General features: G+C 33.2%; 19 protein-coding genes and 1 tRNA gene. 6 read left to right on the plus strand and 14 right to left on the minus strand.

The genetic code is table 11. The annotated features are described in order from the left end of the window. Positions 1-235: 235 nt before the first annotated feature. The 5 genes from B0A78_RS07370 to B0A78_RS07390 form a co-directional block, all read right to left on the minus strand. Positions 236-309: transfer RNA gene (locus B0A78_RS07370), tRNA-Asp, on the minus strand. A gap of 86 nt (positions 310-395) precedes the next feature. Further along, the gene (locus B0A78_RS07375; RefSeq protein ID WP_097609531.1) at positions 396-1,322 is read right to left on the minus strand and encodes a DUF58 domain-containing protein; all 927 of its coding nucleotides are present in this window, start codon (positions 1,320-1,322) and stop codon (positions 396-398) included. Positions 1,323-1,397: 75 nt separating this feature from the next. Further along, complete coding sequence (trxA, locus tag B0A78_RS07380) at positions 1,398-1,715, minus strand: thioredoxin (RefSeq protein ID WP_014166118.1); 318 nt, start codon at positions 1,713-1,715, stop codon at positions 1,398-1,400. A gap of 284 nt (positions 1,716-1,999) precedes the next feature. Further along, positions 2,000-2,950, minus strand: coding sequence for an outer membrane beta-barrel protein (locus tag B0A78_RS07385; protein WP_041253492.1), 951 nt, complete (start codon positions 2,948-2,950; stop codon positions 2,000-2,002). A 228-nt stretch (positions 2,951-3,178) separates the two neighbouring features. Continuing rightward, positions 3,179-3,868, minus strand: coding sequence for a DUF6252 family protein (locus tag B0A78_RS07390; RefSeq protein ID WP_041253257.1), 690 nt, complete (start codon positions 3,866-3,868; stop codon positions 3,179-3,181). A 166-nt stretch (positions 3,869-4,034) separates the two neighbouring features. Between B0A78_RS07390 and B0A78_RS07395 the strand changes: the two genes are divergently transcribed. The 3 genes from B0A78_RS07395 to B0A78_RS07405 all read left to right on the plus strand — a co-directional run bounded on the left by B0A78_RS07395 (position 4,035) and on the right by B0A78_RS07405 (position 5,972). Continuing rightward, on the plus strand, positions 4,035-4,556 hold the full coding sequence (locus B0A78_RS07395; protein ID WP_014166115.1) for a 30S ribosomal protein S16: 522 nt from the start codon (positions 4,035-4,037) through the stop codon (positions 4,554-4,556). A gap of 17 nt (positions 4,557-4,573) precedes the next feature. Further along, on the plus strand, positions 4,574-5,101 hold the full coding sequence (rimM, locus tag B0A78_RS07400) for a ribosome maturation factor RimM (protein WP_014166114.1): 528 nt from the start codon (positions 4,574-4,576) through the stop codon (positions 5,099-5,101). Between the two features lie 166 nt (positions 5,102-5,267). Further along, on the plus strand, positions 5,268-5,972 hold the full coding sequence (locus tag B0A78_RS07405) for a tRNA1(Val) (adenine(37)-N6)-methyltransferase (protein WP_097609532.1): 705 nt from the start codon (positions 5,268-5,270) through the stop codon (positions 5,970-5,972). An 80-nt stretch (positions 5,973-6,052) separates the two neighbouring features. Here the strand turns inward: B0A78_RS07405 and hppD are convergent, their stop codons facing one another. The 3 genes from hppD to B0A78_RS07420 form a co-directional block, all read right to left on the minus strand. Continuing rightward, entirely contained in the window at positions 6,053-7,216 is a 1,164-nt protein-coding gene (gene hppD, locus B0A78_RS07410) for a 4-hydroxyphenylpyruvate dioxygenase (protein ID WP_014166112.1), read from the minus strand. Positions 7,217-7,325: 109 nt separating this feature from the next. Next, complete coding sequence (locus B0A78_RS07415; protein WP_097609533.1) at positions 7,326-8,483, minus strand: homogentisate 1,2-dioxygenase; 1,158 nt, start codon at positions 8,481-8,483, stop codon at positions 7,326-7,328. A 192-nt stretch (positions 8,484-8,675) separates the two neighbouring features. Beyond that, positions 8,676-9,101, minus strand: coding sequence for a hypothetical protein (locus B0A78_RS07420; protein ID WP_014166110.1), 426 nt, complete (start codon positions 9,099-9,101; stop codon positions 8,676-8,678). A gap of 156 nt (positions 9,102-9,257) precedes the next feature. On the opposite strand from B0A78_RS07420, the gene greA reads away from it, so the two are divergent. From greA to recA, 3 genes are read left to right on the plus strand one after another with little or no spacing between them, the layout of a single operon-like run. After that, positions 9,258-9,734, plus strand: a complete 477-nt coding sequence (gene greA / locus B0A78_RS07425) for a transcription elongation factor GreA (RefSeq protein WP_014166109.1) — start codon at positions 9,258-9,260, stop codon at positions 9,732-9,734. Positions 9,735-9,750: 16 nt separating this feature from the next. Further along, complete coding sequence (locus tag B0A78_RS07430; protein ID WP_014166108.1) at positions 9,751-10,140, plus strand: HIT family protein; 390 nt, start codon at positions 9,751-9,753, stop codon at positions 10,138-10,140. Between the two features lie 27 nt (positions 10,141-10,167). Then, positions 10,168-11,172, plus strand: coding sequence for a recombinase RecA (gene recA / locus B0A78_RS07435; protein ID WP_014166107.1), 1,005 nt, complete (start codon positions 10,168-10,170; stop codon positions 11,170-11,172). Positions 11,173-11,466: 294 nt separating this feature from the next. Here the strand turns inward: recA and bioB are convergent, their stop codons facing one another. The 6 genes from bioB to dnaE all read right to left on the minus strand — a co-directional run bounded on the left by bioB (position 11,467) and on the right by dnaE (position 22,396). Beyond that, positions 11,467-12,549 (minus strand): biotin synthase BioB, encoded by a 1,083-nt coding sequence (gene bioB, locus B0A78_RS07445; protein WP_014166105.1) that lies wholly within the window; start codon positions 12,547-12,549, stop codon positions 11,467-11,469. A gap of 106 nt (positions 12,550-12,655) precedes the next feature. Further along, positions 12,656-13,636 (minus strand): porin, encoded by a 981-nt coding sequence (locus B0A78_RS07450; protein WP_196771913.1) that lies wholly within the window; start codon positions 13,634-13,636, stop codon positions 12,656-12,658. 327 nt (positions 13,637-13,963) lie between these two features. Then, positions 13,964-14,641 carry an aquaporin Z gene (gene aqpZ, locus B0A78_RS07455; protein ID WP_014166103.1) on the minus strand — a complete coding sequence of 226 codons (678 nt, stop codon included), beginning with the start codon at positions 14,639-14,641 and terminating at the stop codon, positions 13,964-13,966. A 242-nt stretch (positions 14,642-14,883) separates the two neighbouring features. Beyond that, positions 14,884-15,804: a bifunctional riboflavin kinase/FAD synthetase gene (locus B0A78_RS07460; protein WP_014166102.1), complete on the minus strand. Its 921-nt coding sequence runs from the start codon at positions 15,802-15,804 to the stop codon at positions 14,884-14,886. 60 nt (positions 15,805-15,864) lie between these two features. After that, complete coding sequence (locus B0A78_RS07465) at positions 15,865-17,817, minus strand: M43 family zinc metalloprotease (protein WP_014166101.1); 1,953 nt, start codon at positions 17,815-17,817, stop codon at positions 15,865-15,867. Between the two features lie 46 nt (positions 17,818-17,863). Then, positions 17,864-22,396 (minus strand): DNA polymerase III subunit alpha, encoded by a 4,533-nt coding sequence (gene dnaE / locus B0A78_RS07470; protein WP_097609534.1) that lies wholly within the window; start codon positions 22,394-22,396, stop codon positions 17,864-17,866. Between the last annotated feature and the right edge of the window lie 149 nt (positions 22,397-22,545).

The following is a 22,545-nucleotide window of genomic DNA, read 5'->3' on the forward strand; positions in this document are numbered from 1 at the left end:
GTTTTAGACTTGATCCCGTTTTAGACTTGATCCTATTTTGGATCAAGACATTTGAACTTGATCCTTAAAAAGATATTTAAATAAAAAAAGCTCCCCTAAACGGAAAGCTTTTCATTGGTCTAACTACTAAACCATTCCGATTTTACTCGGAACTAAACAACACAACTAATTTTAAAATCTTTTTTTGGGCAAAAAAGCGCTCCGAAGAGCGCTTCTAAAAATATTCCCAATTTCGCGGTCTGGACGGGACTCGAACCCGCGACCCCATGCGTGACAGGCATGTATTCTAACCAACTGAACTACCAAACCTTGTGCGTTATTGCGGTGCAAATATACGACTGTTTTTTTGTTTTGCAAGAGAAAAAAAAACTTTTTTTTGTTTTTCTTCAAAAAAATCAAATAAAAGCTTGTTTTTCAACCAGATAAGATGTCATTATTTTTTCGAATTTTCCTTCAATTGAAACAGGCACATACTTAATTTTATACAATGAACAAGTATTGGCTATCCTTTCAAAATAAGAAGTCATCATTTTTTGATATTCATTACTTAACCCCTCTCCAAATAAGTTTATTTCTTCATTAGTTTCTAAATCTACAAATTTGCGGGGTTGATTATCAAAATGCAAATTAAATTCTGTTTTATAATCTACTACATGAAACACCACCACTTTATGTTTGTTGTATTTCAAATGTTGTAACGCCTTAAACAAGCGTTCCTCGTCTTCCGACTGAAACATATCTGTAAAAAGTATTACCATCGAACGCTTATGTAATTTTTCGGCTATCTGATGTAGATATGTAATGGTGTCTGTTTTTTTATAAACAGGCTTATCCGCCAAAAGCCTATCCAATTTATCCAACAACATTCTATGATGGCGGTCACTCCCTTTTTCTGGCGCATAATATTCGTAATGATCTGAATAAATACTTAATCCTACAGCATCTCGTTGCCTTTTTAATAAATTCATTAAAACAGCAGATGCTAAGACAGAGAAACCAATTTTATTTTCATAAAACAATTGCTCTTTTTCGAGCAACGGATAGTGCATAGAGGAAGAATTATCAAGAATTAAATGACAACGCAAATTGGTTTCTTCTTCATAACACTTAGTATATAAACGATCTGTTTTTGCATACAACTTCCAATCAATATGTTTTGTACTTTCTCCTGAATTATATATTTTATGTTCCGCAAATTCAGCTGAAAAACCATGAAAAGGCGACTTATGCATACCTGAAATAAAGCCTTCTACAATCTGATTAGCCAAAAGCTCTAGATGTTGAAAGCTAGAGATAGTTTTAATTTGAGATTCTAAATTCATAACTCAAATATACAGAATATGACACAAAAAAAGGCCTAACATTTGTTAGACCTTTTAAGTTTTACTTATATTTTATTACAACAACGCATCAATTGCTTTAGCATAAGTATCTTTAGGAGCTACACCTACTTGACGACCTACCACTTCACCATTTTGAAAAATCAAAACAGTAGGAATATTACGTACGCCATACTTTGCAGCAAACTCTTGATTGGCATCGACATCTACCTTACCAATTACTGCTTTTCCTTCATATTCCGTTGCAATTTCGTCAATAACGGGACCTACCATACGACAAGGCCCGCACCAAGCTGCCCAAAAATCCACTAAAACTGGTTTGTCTGATTGTAATACTACCTCATCAAATGTAGCATCTGTAATTGCTAATGCCATGTTCTATCTTTTTAATTGTTAGACAAATTTACTATTTTATTTCAATTACAAATACACATCAATATTAATAATTAAAATAGCTCTATAGCTAAAACAAATAGAAAACAAAGAGAGCTCTAAAAAGCAGCAACTTAACGTCTGATTTACCACTTATCCTGTCGTCAAAGTGACATTATCAGTACTATGTATTTTTTTCGCCTGTTCACTTCGTTCTAACCTCCTTTTGGAATAACAAAACTACATCCCTCTAGTCCCTCTTTTTATACATCTAACACGTAAAATTATTAGAAATTATAACGCATACCTAATGACAAACCAATCCCACTGATACCTACATACGAACTCAACTCATCTTTAGGTCTTGTTGAATCGAAGCCAGTTGGATTTGTTTCCGAATTATTAGAAGTTCCATTTAACTGATTAACATAATTTGTATGAGACTCTGAATAAGGCAAATTAGATAATTGATCTACTCCTTCTACCATATACCCTGTTGTTTCTTTTGTTTTTCCATGTACCGTAAAATTTCTATATTCAATTTCAGCATAAGCTGATAATTTTGGAGCTATTTTATACGAAGTACCAACAGAAGCCACAAAACCAATTGTAGGATTAGGCTTTACTACGTCTGTTCTTTCTGAATTTTTATATTTAGAGAAAGCAGGATTTAAAGCATAGGGTGCTGGTATAGTAGATTTTGTAGTAGATTTTATTGTTAAATCACCAAATACAGGCAAAATAACCCCCACTTTAGTATAAGGTTCAAACTTACCCACCTCTCCTAAATACAACACAACTGAAGGCGATAAATCTAATGCTCTAATTTTACCACTTACAACAGCATCAAAATCACCAATAGATGAAACAGGCGTTTTAATAGATACATGTCTTTCTGCCATAGTTTTAGAAGCACTCATGTAGTAATGTACTCCCATTTCAACTCCTAAACGTTCTGAAAAACGAAATCCTCCAACAAGATTAGTTCTTGAACCTTCACCAAAAGAACCTGTAATAGATTCTTTAGAAACTAAACTTGATAAAACACCAGTACTACCAACGGTTACTAACGTTGTTTCATTTGTTGCTGCCAAACCACTTACAACAGGAAATTCAGTTCCAACAGTTTGAACAAAATAAGACCCACCTGCTTTTAAATAAAACCCTCTTTTTGAATCTTGAGCATTAGTTGCTAATGAAAGAGCTACTGCTCCTAGTAACATAAATTTTTTAATCATTTCTTTAATAATTAGGTTAATTACATATTTTGGAAACCCCAAAACAATCAGCTGTGATATTACAAAAAAATCACTAACATAATATTATTTATCAGCAAATATATTCTAAAAAACGATTTATTAAAACAATTCATTAAAAAAACACTAAACAAAAAAGCTTTATTGTTTTAATCAACTAACAATCATTCCTATTACAAAACAAAAAAGCGCACCTCCGTTCGTTAAAATTTATCTAGAAATAGGTATTTTATAAAAAACTCCCTCTCTACCACCTATAACAATTCCAGAACCAGAATTAAAAGCGGTAAATGTAAAAGTTCCCGAAATAGTTGTACCTGTATTTTCAGTAATAACAATTTGCCCTCCACTATTGGTTGTACTAATAATTTTAAGTTCAGCATCATTATTTCCTCCATTCACAGTAACCAAATCACCTACTTTATAGTCTTTTCCTGGATTTGCCAAAGTAACTTCAGAAATTAAACCTTTCGGATCAACATCTATATTTACTTTCAATCCTGTACCAGATCCTCCTGAAACGCTTACAATTTTCCCAGTGAGATAGCCCGTACCTCTAGTTATAATTTCTGTTTCACTAACAGGCCCTTTTCCTATTCCTGTTGAAAAACTCTGCGCATTTTGATTAATCCCGCTATAAACAACGAGTGCATTTTGACTAGCAGTCCCTAAAGAATAAGTCCCTACTTGGCTATTATTAACCTGAATTTTCAAGCTATGGGTAGACGAACTCCCTTCCAATGTTAACACTCCTGAAACATTTATTTTAGCACTTTTACTATTAGCTTTCCACAAACTATTCCCTATAGTTACTTGAAACGCTTGGTTATTAAAGGTAACATCGTCTTGACAAGAAATTCCAAACAATGAAAGCAAAAAAAGACACGTACTATTTCTCATTTTGAATTTTATAAAAAGCAAAAATAAGAGATATTAACTCAATATTTATCAATCTAATTTCAAAAAGAAAACAAAATATTATTTAGCCTTTTGAAAATCAAAATAATCCGTATATTTGCACCCTTAAATAACCGAGGTCGGGAACCTCAATTTAATCCAATTAATTATGCCAGTTAGAATTAGATTACAAAGACATGGTAAAAAAGGAAAACCTTTTTACTGGATTGTGGCAGCGGATTCACGCTCAAAAAGAGATGGTAAATTCTTAGACAAAATAGGAACTTACAATCCAAACACTAACCCTGCAACTATTGACTTAAATGTTGACAAAGCAGTAACATGGTTATTCAATGGTGCTCAGCCTACTGACACTGCTAGAGCTATTCTTTCTTACAAAGGTGCACTGTTAAAACATCATTTAGAAGGTGGTGTTCGCAAAGGTGCTTTAACTCCTGAACAAGCAGAAGCTAAATTTACAGCATGGTTAGACGAAAAAGCGACTAAAGTAGACGCTAAAAAAGATGGTTTAGCTAAATCTAAGGCAGACGCTAAAGCAGATGCTTTAAAAGCTGAAAAAGAAGCTAACGAAAAGCGTATGGCAGCTCAAGCCGAAGCAGCTAAGGCAGCTGAAGTTACAGAAGAAACTCCAGTTGTAGAAGAAACTAACAACGAAGAAACAGAAGCTTAATTATAATTGGCGGTCTTATGCGTAAAGATGATTGTTTTTATTTGGGTAAAATCGCTAAAAAATTCAGTTTCAAGGGCGAGGTCTTAATCTATTTAGATACGGATGAACCCGAAATGTATGAAGAACTGGAATCAGTCTTTGTTGCGTACAACAAAGACTTGGTTCCCTTTTTTATAGAAAAAACACAACTCCACAAAGGCACTTTTTTAAAAGTAAAATTTGAAGACATAAATTCAGAGGAAGAAGCCGACGAAATAATAGGCAAGGAAGTCTATCTACCCCTTTCTATGCTTCCGCCATTAGAAGGTAATAAGTTTTACTATCACGAAGTAATAGGATACAAAGTTTTAGATCAACGCCTAGGCTATATTGGCAACATAGTAGCTATTAATGACAGTGCTGCTCAACCTCTTTTTGAAATAGAAAAAGAAGGAATTGAAGTTTTGGTTCCTATGATAGACGAATTTATAATAGAACTCAATCGAAATAACAAAACAATTCTATTAAACACTCCTGAGGGACTTGTTGATCTTTATTTAAAATAACTTATTCCAAAAACTATAGTTTACAAAAAAGCTATTCAAAAGGAACAGACAGCTCCTCCTTAACGAAAAGAAAAGTCACGTTATTGGTATTATGTAATTTTCTTAGGTCCGAAATAGCAAAATTAGAATCTTGTTAAACAAGAGTTTTTTCATACTATATTCAGTCATGTTTCAATTCAAAAAATTCAGTATTCAACAGGACCGATGTGCCATGAAAGTAGGCACAGATGGTGTTTTATTAGGTGCTTGGACACCTATTTTCAACGACCCCCATTCTATTTTAGACATAGGTACTGGCACTGGGCTAATAGCTCTTATGTTAGCACAAAGAACACAAGCTGAACAAATAGATGCTATAGAAATTGACGATGAGGCCTACGAACAGTGCGTCGATAATTTTGAACAATCCCCTTGGAATGATCGTCTTTACTGTTATCATGCTGGACTAGACGAATTTGTAGACGAAATAGATGAAGAATATGATTTAATTGTATCAAACCCTCCTTTTTACACTACTGATTATAAAAGCAACACCGAATCGCGTGATAGAGCTCGCTTTGAAGAGTCACTTCCATTTGAAGAATTAATTGAAGCTGCTGATTTTTTTCTTTCAGATCAAGGTATATTTGCCCTTATAATTCCTTTTTCAGAAGAAAACAAAATCCAAAGCCTTTGTCAAGAGCGTTCATTATATCCTTTACGAATTACAAGAGTAAAGGGAACCCCAAAATCTGAAACAAAAAGAAGTTTAATAGCTTTTACACGTATTAAGCAAGAACCTTTGATAGACGAATTAATAATAGAAAATTCAAGACATAACTATACCGAAGAATACATTCAATTAACACAAGAGTTTTACTTAAAGATGTAATTTGGATATTGAATAGGATCTAAAAAAACAGAGATTACCTAGCAATTAAGGATAATCTCTATTTTATTTTGAAATATTTTTTACAAAGTTCCTCTCAGCATTTGTTCTCTTTCAATAGACTCAAATAGCGCTTTAAAGTTACCCGCACCAAATCCTTTTGCTCCCATTCTTTGAATAATTTCAAAAAACAATGTTGGTCGATCTTCAACGGGTCTAGTAAATATTTGCAACAAATAACCTTCTTCATCAGCATCAATCATAATTCCTAATTTTTGAAGTTCATTAATATCTTCTTTAAACTTAGACATGTGCTCTTTTAAACGCTCAGGAATCGCATCATAATAAGCTTGTGGCGGCGTGGTTAAGAACTCTACCCCTCTTGCTCGCATATCGGCCACTGTTTTAATTATATCATCCGTAGCTACCGCAATATGCTGCACTCCTTCATCTTCATAAAAATCTAAATATTCCTCAATTTGAGAACGTTTTTTGCCATGAGCTGGTTCATTAATAGGAAACTTAATTCTACCATTTCCATTTGACATAACTTTAGACATTAATGCGGAATATTCAGTAGTAATTTGCTTATCATCAAAAGAAAGGAAATTCACAAATCCCATTACGTCCTCAAACCATTTCACAGCCTCATCCATACGATTCCAACCTGTATTTCCAACCATGTGATCGATGTATTTCAATCCTACAGATTCTGGATTATAATCTGATTTCCACTCACTATATCCAGGCATAAATACTCCATTGTAATTTTTTCTTTCTACAAAAACAAAAACCGTTTCACCATAAGCGCCATAGATTCCTGCACGCACTACCTCGCCATTTTCATCTTTTTCAACAATTGGTTCAAAATAAACCTTTGCTCCTCTTTTTGTAGTTTCTTCGAAAGCAGAACGAGCATCTTCTACCCAAAGTGCTATTACTTTAACACCATCTCCATGTTTTTTTACGTGTTCTCCAATAGGCGAATTACTATTTAAAGCTGTTGTAAGCACCAAACGAATTTTATCTTGTTTTAAGACGTAAGACGCACGGTCTTTTACTCCTGTTTCTAGACCCGCATACGCTAATGACTGAAATCCAAAAGCTGTTTTATAAAAATGAGCTGCCTGCTTAGCGTTTCCCACATATAATTCTACATAATCTGTACCTAAAAGAGGAAGAAAGTCTTGCGCTCCTTCAAATATTTTTTCCAGACCGTATTCTACTGATTTTAATTCTTGTGACATATTTTTTTCATTAAAATTGAAGCATCAAAATATTTTTTCATTTTACACGAGAGTTGCGAAAACAATAATAACACTTCTTTCTATTATTCTTTTTTACTTTTTTTATTTTTTACTCCAACCAAGACTGATAATACTTATCATCGGCAATTTGCATAGCCTCTTCGGTAACCATCAAAGGTTTGAACGTATCAACCATTACCGCCAATTCTAATGTCTCTTTTTTACCAATACTTCTTTCAGTAGCTCCTGGATGAGGCCCATGAGGTATACCTGCTGGATGTAGTGATATATGACCTGCTTCTATATCATTACGGCTCATAAAATCACCATCAACATAATACAACACTTCATCAGCATCTATGTTACTATGATTATAAGGTGCTGGAATTGATTGCGGATGATAATCGTATAATCTCGGCACGAATGAGCAAATCACAAAAGCATCTGTTTCAAATGTTTGATGTATAGGCGGCGGCAGGTGTATGCGCCCCGTTATAGGTTCAAAATCGTGAATAGAAAAAGCATAGGGATAATTATATCCATCATACCCTACTACATCAAAAGGGTGCGAAGCATAAGTTACATCAAAAATTTCATCTTTCTTTTTTATTTTAATCAAAAAATCTCCTTTTTCATTATAACTTTCTAACTCTTCTGGTCTACGAATATCACGTTCACAAAAGGGAGAATGTTCTAACAGTTGTCCAAACCAATTTCTATATTGTTTTGGGGTGTACACAGGTCTTCTAGATTCTACAATAAATAATCGGTTGTCCTCAGTATCAAAATCCATTTTATAAATTACACCTCTAGGAATGACTAAATAATCTCCGTATTTAAAATCCAGATTACCTAACATTGTTCTTAACTTACCTGTTCCTTTATGAATAAAGACAACCTCATCAGAATCCGTATTCTTATAAAAATAGTCGGTAGTAGATTTTCTAGGAGCTGCTAAAACAATATGACAATCAGAATTTGTTAAAACAATTTTTCTACTTTCTAAAAAATCATCTTGAGGAGGTATTTGAAAACCGCGTAAGCGGTAAGACTGTATATTATTGGCTTTTGCAATTTTAGGAGCCACAGAATACTGTCCTCTTATTTCTTTTACCATTGTAGGTCTGTACTCATGGTACATATTAGTTGACATACCATCAAAACCAATAGTTCCAAAAAGTTGTTCGTAATATAAATCGCCATTTTCTTTACGGAATTGAATATGACGCTTGTGGGGAATTTTTCCTAATTTGTGATATATAGGCATTGCATATAATGTGTTAATTAGACCATTTTAAAAATATTTTTTTTAATTATAGTTAACTTTAATAATTAAAAACAGATCTCCCGCCAAACTCATTCAGGGTTTCTTTTTATAAAAAACTTTAAATGAGCTAACAAATCTTCAAATATAGACTTCATATCATACAAATTTCGGAAAAAAAGTGGTAAAAAAAAATTAATTATAAATTCTAATTATTCCGTTTAAATTTTGCACATTGTATCTTTTTAGAGGATATTGTTTTCCTCCATCGCCTGTATATAAATTAAACTCGCTATTATCGCAAGTACACTGCGCACTAATCCCTTTTAGATTTAATTTTGAGCAATCAGTAGGATACTGAAGAGGGCAGCTTGCTTCCCAAGCAACAAAATCCCCTGCACCTCCTGTTTTCATTACAAGAATTCCTTGAATCCCTACTCCAGGGATAGCAATCAGTAGAGGTTCTCCTGGATAATTAAGTTTATTATAGGAGGGAAGTGAAGGATTTAGATCGATTGAAAAACTGTTATTTGCTAAATATGGGTTTGCGCTATTTACAACATTATTCTTATCACAACCAAAAACAAGAATTAAAATAATTATCAAAAAATATTTTTTCATGGTTTTTTTTTGAATTTTTTTGCAACAAATTTAAATTATTTACATTTGTATAACGTTGAATCACTCAATTAAATTACTAACTAAATAAAAAATAGTATCTTTGCGAGAAATCCCGCTACAATGGGATTTTTTCTATTTATACAATACAATGATGTTATGAGTAAAATATCTTATTATACAGCAGAAGGATTAAAAAAGTTAAAAGAAGAACTAGACTATTTAAAATCTGTAGAACGTCCAAAAGCATCGGAAGCCATTGCAGAGGCTCGCGATAAGGGCGATTTATCAGAAAATGCAGAATACGATGCAGCTAAGGAAGCACAAGGCCTTTTGGAAATGAAAATTGCCAAAATGGAAGAGCTATACGCTAATGCTCGATTAATAGATGAATCCCAATTAGATTTATCAAAGGCATTAGTTTTATCTAACGTTAAGATAAAAAATCAAGCAAACGGGATCGAATTAACTTATCAATTAGTTGCAGAAAGCGAAGCTGATTTAAAGAAAAATAAAATTTCTGTTACCTCTCCTATAGGAAAAGGTTTATTAGGAAAATCAGTAGGTGAAATTGCAGAAATTAAAGTACCTAATGGTGTTTTAAAATTTGAAGTTTTAGAAATTACTAGAGACTAACCATATACATATCCCAATGGCTTCTATTTTTACAAAAATTATAAACGGTGAAATTCCTTGCTATAAAATAGCGGAAAACGATGATTATTTAGCCTTTTTAGATGTAAACCCAAATACGAAAGGACACACTCTTTGTATTCCTAAAAAAGAAATCAATAAGATTTTTGAAATGGATGACGAACTTTATTTAGGCTTAATGGCTTTTTCAAAAAAAGTAGCTACTGCTATTGAAAAGGCAATTCCTTGCAAACGAGTAGGCATGACCGTAATTGGTTTAGAAGTTCCACATACGCATGTACATTTAATACCATTAAACATGATGGATGATGCTCGTTTTACTAATAAAGTAAAACTGTCAGACGACGAATTTAAAGTAATTGCTCAGGCTATTGCCAAGCAATTATAATTTTAACACCTTGCAAATTCAAAAAAGATGAGTTCAGAAAAAGAGGCTAAACTAAAAGCACTACAGCTTACTTTAGATAAGTTAGATAAAGCATACGGTAAAGGCACCGTGATGAAAATGGGAGACAAAGCAATAGAAGAAGTAGAAGTTATTTCTTCGGGGTCTCTTGGAGTAGATCTTGCATTAGGTGTTGGCGGCTATCCTAAAGGTCGTATTATAGAAATATTTGGACCTGAATCATCAGGTAAGACAACACTTACATTACATGCGATTGCTGAGGCTCAAAAAGCAGGAGGAATTGCTGCTTTTATAGATGCTGAACACGCATTTGATCGTTTTTATGCAGAAAAATTAGGAATAGACATTGACAACCTTATTATTTCACAACCTGACAATGGAGAACAAGCCTTAGAAATTGCTGAAAGTTTAATTCGATCTGGAGCTGTAGATATTGTGGTTATAGACTCTGTTGCCGCACTTACTCCAAAGAGTGAAATTGAAGGCGATATGGGCGATTCTAAGATGGGATTACACGCTCGTTTGATGTCACAAGCCCTACGTAAATTAACAGCAACTATTAGCAAAACGAATTGTACTGTATTTTTCATTAATCAGCTTCGCGATAAAATAGGTGTAATGTTTGGAAATCCTGAAACGACAACTGGAGGTAATGCCCTTAAATTTTACGCATCGGTACGTTTAGATATTCGTCGTTCTTCACAAATTAAAGATGGTGAAAATGTATTAGGCAATCGCACCAAAGTTAAAATTGTTAAGAATAAAGTAGCACCTCCTTTTAAAACAGCAGAATTTGACATTATGTATGGCGAAGGTGTTTCTAAAACAGGAGAAATATTAGACCTAGCAGTTGAGTTTGAAGTTATCAAAAAGTCGGGATCATGGTTTAGCTACGGAGAAACAAAACTCGGTCAAGGCCGTGACTCCGTTAAATCTTTAATAAAAGACAATCCTGAATTAGCAGAAGAGCTAGAAATCAAAATCAAGGAATTAATTAAAAATTTAGAGAATTAGTTTATCTTAGTTGCAAAAATATTTTTGCAACTATTTTTTTTTATATATATTTACCGTATATGAAGAAAAAGAACAATCACACTATACACTTGTTAATCATGGCATTAGTCAACACATTCTCTTTTGCAGCTACAATTCCAGAACCTCCACCTCCTTTAAAGAGGGCTGTTCCTCCTGGTCTTCCGATAGATGAACACCTACTGGTTTTTATTATTTTAACAATATTATTATCATTTTACTTTTTTAGAAAGAGTATAAAAAAAGCTCCTAAAGTTTAATTAGGAGCTTTTTCTTTTATTTCTTATTTGTAACGGCTAAATTGCGTTCTATTTGGTGTCCAGGCCTAGACCATTTTGGTTTTTCTCCTAAAGATTGATATTCTGAATCACATGCCTCTACTGTTTTAGGCTGCATTAGCTTAATAAAAGGCTTTTGAGGATTTAATCCTAGTAACTCAAACATTTTCATATCTTCATTCACATCTGGATTAGGGGTAGTCAGTAGCTTATCCCCAGCAAAGATTGAATTTGCACCTGCAAAAAAACACATCGCTTGTCCTTCTCTTGACATTTGAGTTCTCCCTGCTGAAAGTCGAACTTGTGTTTCAGGCATAACAATTCTGGTTGTAGCTACCATTCTGATCATTTCCCAAATTTCAACAGGTCTTTCATTTTCCATAGGAGTCCCTTCTACCGCTACTAAAGCATTAATAGGAACTGACTCTGGCTGTGGGTTTAAAGTAGATAAAGCAACTAACATACCCGCTCTATCTTCTACACTTTCTCCCATTCCTATAATACCGCCACTGCAAACAGTTACATTTGTTTTACGTACATTTTCAATTGTTTTTATACGATCTTCAAATCCACGTGTTGAAATTACTTCTTTATAATAGTCTTCAGAAGTATCTAAGTTATGGTTGTAAGCATATAACCCTGCTTCTGCTAATCGTTGTGCTTGATTTTCAGTAAGCATACCTAGCGTACAACAAACTTCCATATCTAATTTATTGATTGTACGAACCATTTCTAATACTTGATCAAATTCTGGCCCATCTTTTACATTTCTCCAAGCAGCTCCCATACACACCCTTGAAGAGCCTGACTCTTTTGCTCTTAACGCCTGTGCTTTTACTTGGTTAACAGTCATTAGATCATTTCCTTCTATATCCGTATGATAACGTGCTGCCTGAGGACAATAACCGCAATCTTCCGGACATCCACCCGTTTTTATTGACAAGAGTGTTGATACTTGCACCGTATTGGGGTCGTGATTTTCTCTATGAATAGTGGCTGCTTGATAAAGCAAGTCCATCAATGGCTGATTGTATATTTCAATAATTTCTTCTTTACTCCAATTATGTCTTGTAATACTCATAAATAGATTATTTAGGGGTCAAAAATACACAATTCGTTTAACATAAAGGCGGTAATAAAACAACTTTTATCTTATAAAAATAAATTTAATTTAGAGAAATTGGCAATTACGTTCTGAATATTAAACTTGTAGTTATAGAATAATTATTATTATCATTATTAAATATACGATCTTTTGAATTGAATGTTTTAGCTTCAAATCGGAATTTTAATTTTTCGTTAAGATCATAATCTAAATTAGAGGAAAATCCTAATACTTGAAAACCATTTGGTGTTCCTGTCGGAACTATGATTTGATTTTTATCGCTATAATACTCAGCTCTAAAAGCAGCAATCATTTTCTTATTAACTTGGCTTTTTAGCATTACAATTGGTCCATACCACGTTCCATAATTTGTAGCATCATACTTATCTGATCCAATATCAAAACCTGCAATTATCCCCAATTTATCAGATGGCTCATATTGCATATATAAATTATGAAAAGTTCGAACCGCATTTATGCTATCAGGCTTGTCAGTACCAATAAAATTGCTATAATTAAGTAACATTTTTTTATTAGGCTTAAAAGTGACTTGTCCCCCAAAAGATGGCCTTTGAATAAAATCCGGTTTTTTTATTCTTTGCCAACCATTCAGATATAAAGCAGCTAGATAAATTTTTTCGTTTGGCGATTGATAGGACACTCTAACTCCAGCTTCATAATAAGGAGAGCCTTCTGTAATCAAACTTCTTGTTAAGGTCCAACAATCAGCACCAATAGCACTTCCAAACCCTATATGAGATGGCAAAACACCAACATCTAGCCACAAATTACGTTTTTTAGATAATTTTGCACCTATATTTGCTTCATAAATAAACTGCGCCCAAGTTGGTTCAGCACTTAAATTATAAGTTGCGTAATTACCTCCCATTAATCCTAAATTAGCTCTAATATTTTCGTCTTTGTAATTTAGTTTTAACAAAAGTAAATTAAAATTGAGTTCGTTATGTCTTTTATGACTATAAACGAAGTTTGATTTTTCATGATTTTCAGGCTTTGAAAAATCGTAACTATAATACAATTCTCCATAAGCACTAACTGTCATTTTTTTGACTGTATCGTTTTGAGAAAAAACTTTTGATATTGGGGAAAAAAGGAAAAGAAAACTATATATTTTTATTAGTTTTGATCTTGTAATTTTTTTTATCATAATATAACTTCAAAATATATTATTATTTAGATTTTTTTTATCAGCTAAAAACATCTGTTTCAAAGATGAGGAAACTAATTTCGCTAACAAAAAATTGCATTAAAACTTAGTCTTTTTTACTTTAACTAAAAAAGCAACCATAAGGAATATACTAAAAAAATCTAATGTGTTCAGACAATTAAACATTCGTATTTCCTTATAATTCTTGCAAGTAAAATTATTTTAATCTGCTTTAAAATATTTGTAAACAGAACCTGCTAAAAAAGAAGCAACTACCGGAACTACAACAAAAAGCCAAAGTTGAGAAATAGCCCAACCACCTACAAATATAGCTTGGCTGATACTTCTTGCTGGATTTACAGATGTATTGGTAACAGGTATACTTATTAAATGAATAAGAGTTAACGCTAAACCAATTGCTATTCCTGCAAATCCTGTATTCGCTCTTGAATCTGTAGCTCCTAAAATGATCAACAAGAACATAAAAGTCATAACGAACTCTGTTACAATAGCGGACACCATACTATACTTACCTGGCGAATGCTCTCCATAACCATTAGCCGCAAAATCACCTATTACCCCTCCATTTCCTGTTACAATTACATAAAGAACACCTGCTGCAAGAATTGCACCTGCAATTTGAGAGACAACGTAAGGTAAAATTTCTTTTGAATGGATTCTACCTCCAGCCCAAAGACCAATTGTAACAGCTGGATTTAAATGAGCTCCAGAAATATGTCCAAATGAATACGCAATAGTTAAAACGGTTAATCCAAAGGCAAAAGAAACCCCTGTCAACCCAACTCCAACAGTCCCAAAATTTGCAGCTAACATAGCTGTTCCACAACCTCCTAATACAAGCCAAAATGTACCTATAAACTCTGCTATATTCTTTTTCATAATACTACTATATATAAAACCCTACTCATCTGGCTTTTCGGTTACGCCTCGTTTTTTTTGGTATCTGATCTCCAATTGTTTTTAAAAAATATTTCTTGTAATATTAATAACTGCAGCTTTAACAAAACAGCCGCAAAAGTAGTTATAATAAAAGATATGAATCAAGGAAAAAATCACACTTCGTGACGAATTGTGTTTTTAAAGGAATTAAAGAGAATGTTTTAACAAAATACTAAAATTGTTTAATTTTTTTTAAGAAAAACTTGCCTTTTATCCTCTTCTAATTGTTTTTTTAGTGAGTCAAGTGAGTCGAATTTTTGTTCGCTTCTAAGATAATATTGTAAAATAACAGTTATATCCTCTCCATAAAACTCAAAATTACAATCAAACAAATGTACTTCTATAGTACGATATTGTCCGTTAATAGTCGGACGATTTCCTATATTCATCATTCCTTTATACGTTTGATTTTTAAGAAATACGTCTACCGCATAAACCCCTTCTTTGGGAATTAATTTTAATGGTGAATCTATTTGAATATTAGCTGTAGGAAAACCTATGGATCTTCCTATTTGATTTCCTTTAACTACTTTTCCACTTAGAGTATATGGATTTCCAAGGTATTGATTTGCTAATGAAATGATTCCTTCTTTAATAAATTGTCTTATTTTGGTAGAGCTAATAGTAATTTCATCGAGTTCTTCTGCTGATATTTGTTCTACATCAAAATTGTATTTTTTACCAAATCGGATTAAATCGTGAATATCTGAAGAACGATTTTTTCCAAATTTATGATCATATCCTATGATGATTTTTTGAATATTTAATTTATCAACTAAAATATTTTTAACGAATTCTTCGCCTGATAAATCGGATAAAGCTTGATTAAATTCTAAAAAAAGCAGATTATCTACCTGTAGTTGTTCTAATAATTGTATTTTTTCATCATTCGTACTGAGCAGTTGAACTGGAGAATCTGTTTTTAGAAAAGTTCTTGGGTGGTTAGAAAAGGTAATTACAACCGTTTCATTAAATTCATTAGCATTAGATTGGAGTCTTCTGATTATTTTTTGATGTCCTAAGTGTACTCCATCAAAAGTCCCTATAGTCACAATAGTCTTTTTACAGAATTGAACATTTGATAAATCGCTAATTACTTTCACCTTTTGTAATTTTGGTGGGCAAATTTAATGAAATAGATAGAGAGAGGGGCTATTCTCTCTCTATTTTTTTATAAAAATTACAGCATCTGAATTACTTTCTGTTATTACTTGAAATAAATAGAACCCAGATGATAGATGACTAACTATTTCTGGTTTTACACTATTTTTTTCTACCTTAAATTCTTTTATTAGTTTGCCTGTTAGATCAAAAATTTTGCCTATTCCTCTTTTTCCTATTTTACTACCAAACAAATAGTATAATTCATCGCCAACTGGATTTTGTTCTAATATAATTTGATCACTCAAGTGTTTTATACGAAATCCTTTGGTACTAGATTCAGAAAATCTTCCTTCTCGAATAATGATATTGTCTTTATACCCAATCTGATAATATCCTTCACCATTATCACAACATAGTCCATCTGCTCTTTTATCTTTTATAGTAAAAGTGTAACACTCTTTATCTTCTAAATTCCAAGTTTCTTGAATAAGAATAGGTTCATTATCATTATAAGGACCTCCTGAATGTAGTATTTTTCCAGAACTATCCAATAACTCCCAAATAATATCTTCTCCTTTATTATCTAACTGTAATTCAAGGTTTATTTCATCATAAAAAAACGATTCTGGTTGAGCTGTGTTAATTATTTGAACTTTGGCAAAATTATTTGAACTTCTTGTATCGTTTACGCCATTTACTTCAATAATTTCTACACTTAATATATCATTTTCTACACCTATTTCAGGAATAGACATCAGAGTATATTGATTGGGTTTGAGCACCCCTTTCCAATTAATATCTTTTGTAGTTTGATTGTTAAATCGATATTTTATTAAAACATTATTAATATCATTAATTCCTCTATTGATTATGGATACTTTTCTAGGCTCATTTACACATAAATTGGAAAACCCTGTATATTGTTTTTCTATCTTTATTTCAGCATCATTGACTAATAATAATATAGGCTTTTCTTTTTCTGAGTTGACAATAGTTCTTCTTCTAGGCGAACTAGCTAATACCGCTCGAATTCGATCTTTTTGGTTTTGGGTAAAAATATTCATACAGGTATCATCTGTATAATCCATATAATTTTGCACCATTTCATCTTCTGTTCCTGCACAGCTTAAGATGGTAGGACAGCCTAAATTTGAGTCATGAGCCTGTGGGGTATCTGCACAAAAATCATCTCCACAATATGAATCTCCCCATATATGACGCAATCCTAACCAATGCCCAATTTCATGCGTAGCAGTTCTACCTTTATCGTACTGAAATCCTTTATATATTCCATTGGGATAGATTTCTCTAGAGCCAAAATTTAAATAACTTACAACAACTCCATCAGTAGCCTCAGTACCATCTTCGTTCAAACCGGGAACATTTGCCATACTTGGAAATTGTGCTTGTCCTAACAATTTGGAATTTTCAAAATCAACAACCCAAATATTCAAATACAAAGAGGAATCCCATACGGTTTCTGGTTTTAAGACTAAATCTATATCGCCTTTTATATTGGGTTTCGTTTCAACCCATTTAACATGATTGTAATAAACACGATCAATGCCATTTGTTGGATTCCCCAAAGGATCAACCTGCGCTAAAGCAAATTGGATTTCTAGATCAGCACCATTAGGGTGTGTATTATGCCCTGGTGTATTTGTCTTTTTTCTAAAATCATTATTCAACACTTCTATTTGCGAAATAACCTGCTTATCGTCAATATTAGGTGCTTGGCCTACATCTTGCCCAGAATGCACAACATGCACTACTACAGGTATTGTAACAACGCCATTGAATACAGATCTACTATTTGCTTGTTTTTGTATGAATGGGTTTAACCATTTTTCAAATTGATCTAGATTAGCTCTTTTGGGATGTTCTTTTTGCAGGTATTTTTCATACTCTATAGTCGAACATCTGACTGCTTTTTCTTCTTCTTTGTCCTGTCCTTTAGATACAAATGATATAAGAAACACAAAAAGAGAAACTATCGTATAATTTACTTTCATATTGGCTGGATAATATTTATAAAAATACGAACTTATTGAATTTCACCTAAACAATTTTAAAATTTATTTGCCTATCTTCCATTTCTTGCAACAGTTCGGAAGATATTTTTATTTTTATTTTACGACTTGGCATGGATAGCATATTTCTGACAATAATTTCTTCTTTTTCTTCTGGTATTTCTATTTCTACATTTTCTATATCATCCGTTTGGTTATCTTCAACAGGGGCACTTTCAATTTGCAATTGTTTTTTAATTTTTTCCAGCTCCATTACTTCAAAAGTTACCTGATGCTCTCCTTTATTTTCAACAAATAAGTTATACAGGTTATTTATTAGATCTTCCTTTATTTCATATATAGAAAAAAGAATAGTCATTTTCTTTGCATACGTGGGAAGAACATCAGCGAGCATTTTTCCATCCATAAATTGAATTCTAGGATCTGATTTTTTACCTGTTTCACGGTTTGTCCAACCTTCTTTAACGTTTAACTTAAAATAAACAAATTGGTTTTGAACTAAATAATGACGGAATTTTAGGTATTCTTCATCAAAAATTCTAAATTCATACGTTTCATCATATCCTTCTAGATTAAATGTTGCCCATCCTTTACCATTTTTAGCGGTTCTATGCTGAACATTCGTAACCATACCTGCTAAAGAAATATTTTTGCCAACCAATTGTTCTAAGTAAGACAATTGTTCTAAACGAGTATTACAGAAATATTTCATTTCATATTTATAATCATCTAGTGGATGGCCTGAAATATAAATTCCTACCACTTCCTTTTCTCGTGCTAATTTTTCCATGGTATGCCATTCTTCACATGGGGGAACTGTGGGCTCTGGTATTTGAACTTCAGTAGTATCTCCAAACAAGCTTACTTGAGAGGAATTTTCATTTTCTTGCATTTTGGCTCCATATTTCATAGCCTTTTCCAGAAACCAGATATTATCACCATCGTGATGAAAATACTGAGCTCTATGTGTATTTTCAAAGCAATCAAATCCTCCTGAGAGGGCTAAGTTTTCAAATGCTTTTTTGTTTGCGGCCCTTAAATCTATTCGCTTAGCTAAATCAAAAATGGATTTATATTTACCTTCTTTTCTATTTTCTATAATGGTATTTACAGCACCTTCACCAACCCCTTTAATTGCCCCCATACCAAAACGAATGGCATAATTTTCATTTACTGTAAATTTATAAAAAGATTCATTTACATCAGGCCCTAAAACTTCCAACCCCATCCGTTTACATTCTTCCATAAAGAAAGATACTTGTTTAATATCATTCATATTATTGGAAAGAACCGCAGCCATATACTCCGCTGGATAATGCGCTTTTAGATAAGCCGTCTGATAAGCAACCCAAGCATAGCAAGTAGAGTGTGATTTATTAAATGCGTAACTTGCAAAGGCTTCCCAGTCAGTCCATATTTTATCTAATTTCTGAGCATCATGACCATTAGCCATGGCTTGATCTATGAACTTAGATTTCATTTTATCTAGAACGTCTTTTTGCTTTTTACCCATTGCTTTACGAAGAACGTCGGCATCACCTTTAGAGAAATTTGCTAACTTTTGTGAAAGGAGCATTACCTGTTCTTGGTATACAGTAATCCCATAGGTTTCTGCTAAATATTCTTCACAAGCATCTAAATCGTAGGTTATTTCTTCGTCTCCATTTTTTCGTCGCACAAAGGAAGGAATATATTCTAATGGTCCTGGACGATACAAGGCATTCATGGCAATTAAGTCTGCAAAAACAGTTGGTTTTAGATCCTTCATGTATTTTTGCATACCAGGAGATTCGTACTGAAAGACCCCCACAGTTTCTCCTCGTTGAAAAAGTTCATACGTTTTAACATCATCTATAGGGAAATTATCAGGATCTAAGTCTATTCCTAAACGATATTTAACTAATTTAACGGTGTCTTTTATTAAAGTTAGGGTCTTGAGACCCAAAAAGTCCATTTTTAGCAAGCCTGCACTTTCTGCTACTGAGTTATCAAACTGAGTGACATATAAATCAGAGTCTTTAGCAGTAGTTACAGGAACGAAATTCGTTATATCATCTGGTGTAATGATAACACCACAGGCATGTATACCTGTATTACGCATGGAACCTTCAAGTACCTTAGCTTGCTGAATGGTTTCTCCCGCCAAATCGCCTTCATTTGCTATACTAATCAACTCTTTGATTCGATCAAATTCTTCAGAAGACTTGAGTGCTTTTTTAACATCTCCTTCTTCTTCTTTTAAAAATCGCGCCAAATTCCATTTGGAAGGCATCATAGCTGGAATGAGCTTTGCAATTTTATCAGCTTCAAACAGAGGCAAATCCAACACCCTTGCAGTATCTCGTATAGCTGATTTGGTGGCCATTTTACCATACGTAATGATTTGTGCTACTTGGTTAGCTCCATATTTATCAATTACGTATTGCATTACATCTCCTCGTCCTTCATCATCAAAGTCAATATCTATATCGGGCATAGACACACGATCAGGATTCAAAAAACGCTCAAAAAGTAAGTCATACTTAATAGGATCTATATTGGTAATTCCTAAGCAATAAGCAACCGCTGAACCTGCTGCGGAGCCACGGCCAGGCCCCACTGAAACGCCCATTTTTCTAGCGGCTGCAATAAAATCTTGGACTATCAAGAAATAACCAGGATACCCCGTTTTTTCAATTGTTAACAACTCAAAGTCCAAACGATCTTTAATTTCGGACGTTTTGGTTGGATCTATTGATTCGTCAGCAATTTCGGGGTATCTTTTTCGAGCTCCTTCATAGGTAAGATAGCGCAAATATTTATTTTCTCCTCTTTTACCGCTATCTTGGTTGTCGTCTGCTACTAGAAATTCTTCTGGAATATCAAACTTAGGTAATAATACATCACGGTATAAAGAATAGATCTCTATCTTGTCAATAATTTCTTGTATATTGATAATTGCTTCAGGCAAATCCACAAAAAGACGTTTCATTTCTTCTTGTGTTTTAAAATAATATTCTTGATTAGGAAGTCCATACCTATAACCACGCCCTCTTCCTATAGGTGTAGCCTGCTTTTCTCCATCTTTTACACATAATAAGATATCATGGGCATTAGCATCTTCTTTGGCCACATAATAGGTATTATTAGTTGCTATTAATTTAACTTGATGTTTCTGCGCAAACTGTATTAAGGTTTGATTGACACGATTTTCATCTTCTTGATTATGACGCATTATTTCGAGATAAAAATCATCTCCAAACTGTGATTTCCACCATAAAAGTGCTTCTTCTGCTTGGTTTTCACCTAGATTCAGTATTTTGCTAGGAATTTCTCCATACAAATTACCTGATAATACTATTATATCTTCTTTATATTGTTCAACTATCTTTCGATCGATACGCGGTACATAATAAAACCCTTCTGTGTAAGCAATAGAAGCCATTTTTGCCAAATTATGATACCCTTTTTTGTTTTTTGCTAAAAAAACCACCTGGTATCCATTGTCTTTTACGGACTTATCTTTATGATTGTTACACACCAAGAATTCGCCTCCAACAATCGGTTTTATTTCAACTTCGGAAGCTGCTTCCCCTTTTTCTATATTCGCTTCATTTTTTGCTTTAGCTACCTTATTATGGTTTAGAACAGCACTTACAAACTGAAATGCCCCCATCATATTGCCAACATCTGTCATAGCCACTGCAGGCATTTTACTTTTGGCTGCTGCATTAACAATAGCAGGGATAGAAATCGTAGATTGTAGTACTGAAAACTGGGTATGATTATGCAAATGTGCGTATACAGCCTGTTCTAGATTTTTAATTGCTTCTTCCGAAACAAGGGTTTCATCTCCTTCTTGCTGTATTTTTTTTAATCTTTTTCGAATTTCATCTGAAGCAGATTTTAAATTGATGTGTTTTAAACCAATCAATTTAATTTCTTGAGGATTATTTTGGCGAAAACGCATATAATAATCCTCAGGCACATCTAACTCTTCTTGCGTAAAGATCTCTCTTTTTACAAGTTCAAAAAAACAACGCGTAGTGGCTTCTACATCGGCGGTAGCATTATGTGCTTCTGCAAAAGGTTCGCCAAAAAGAAACTGATGTAATTCAGTAAGTGTAGGCAATTTATATCTACCTCCACGACCTCCAGGTAATTTAAGCAATTCTGCTGTCGTTTCTGTACAAGTATCTAGAACAGGCATTTGTGACAAAGTAGAGGCTACTCCTCCTCTATACAACTCACACCCCATGATGTTAACATCAAATCCTACATTTTGACCAACGATATATTTGGCTTTTGAAAGCGCTATATTAAATTTTTCTAACACTTCTTGCAAACTAATTCCTTGTTCTATGGCTAATTCCGTAGAAATACCATGAACTCTTTCTGCATCGTAAGGAATATTAAATCCTTCCGGTTTAACCAGATAATCTTGATGTTCTATAAGTTGCCCCATTTCATCATGCAGCTGCCAAGCTATTTGTATACAACGCGGCCAATTGTCTGTATCAGTAATAGGTGCAGACCAACTACGCGGTAAACCTGTAGTTTCGGTATCAAAAATTAAATACATAGATGTGAAAATTCCAAAATTTAATAACTCTATTCTCTAATAAATTTTCATAATTTGAATTTGAAAAGAGATTTTTCAAAAATACGTTTTAGAAAGGAAGAAATCAAGTTATTTGAAAAAAGGAATGGCTCAAGTCAAAAAGTTGTGGA

The sequence above is a fragment of the Flavobacterium columnare NBRC 100251 = ATCC 23463 genome, from assembly GCF_002530675.1.
GTDB classification, from domain to species: Bacteria; Bacteroidota; Bacteroidia; order Flavobacteriales; family Flavobacteriaceae; genus Flavobacterium; species Flavobacterium columnare.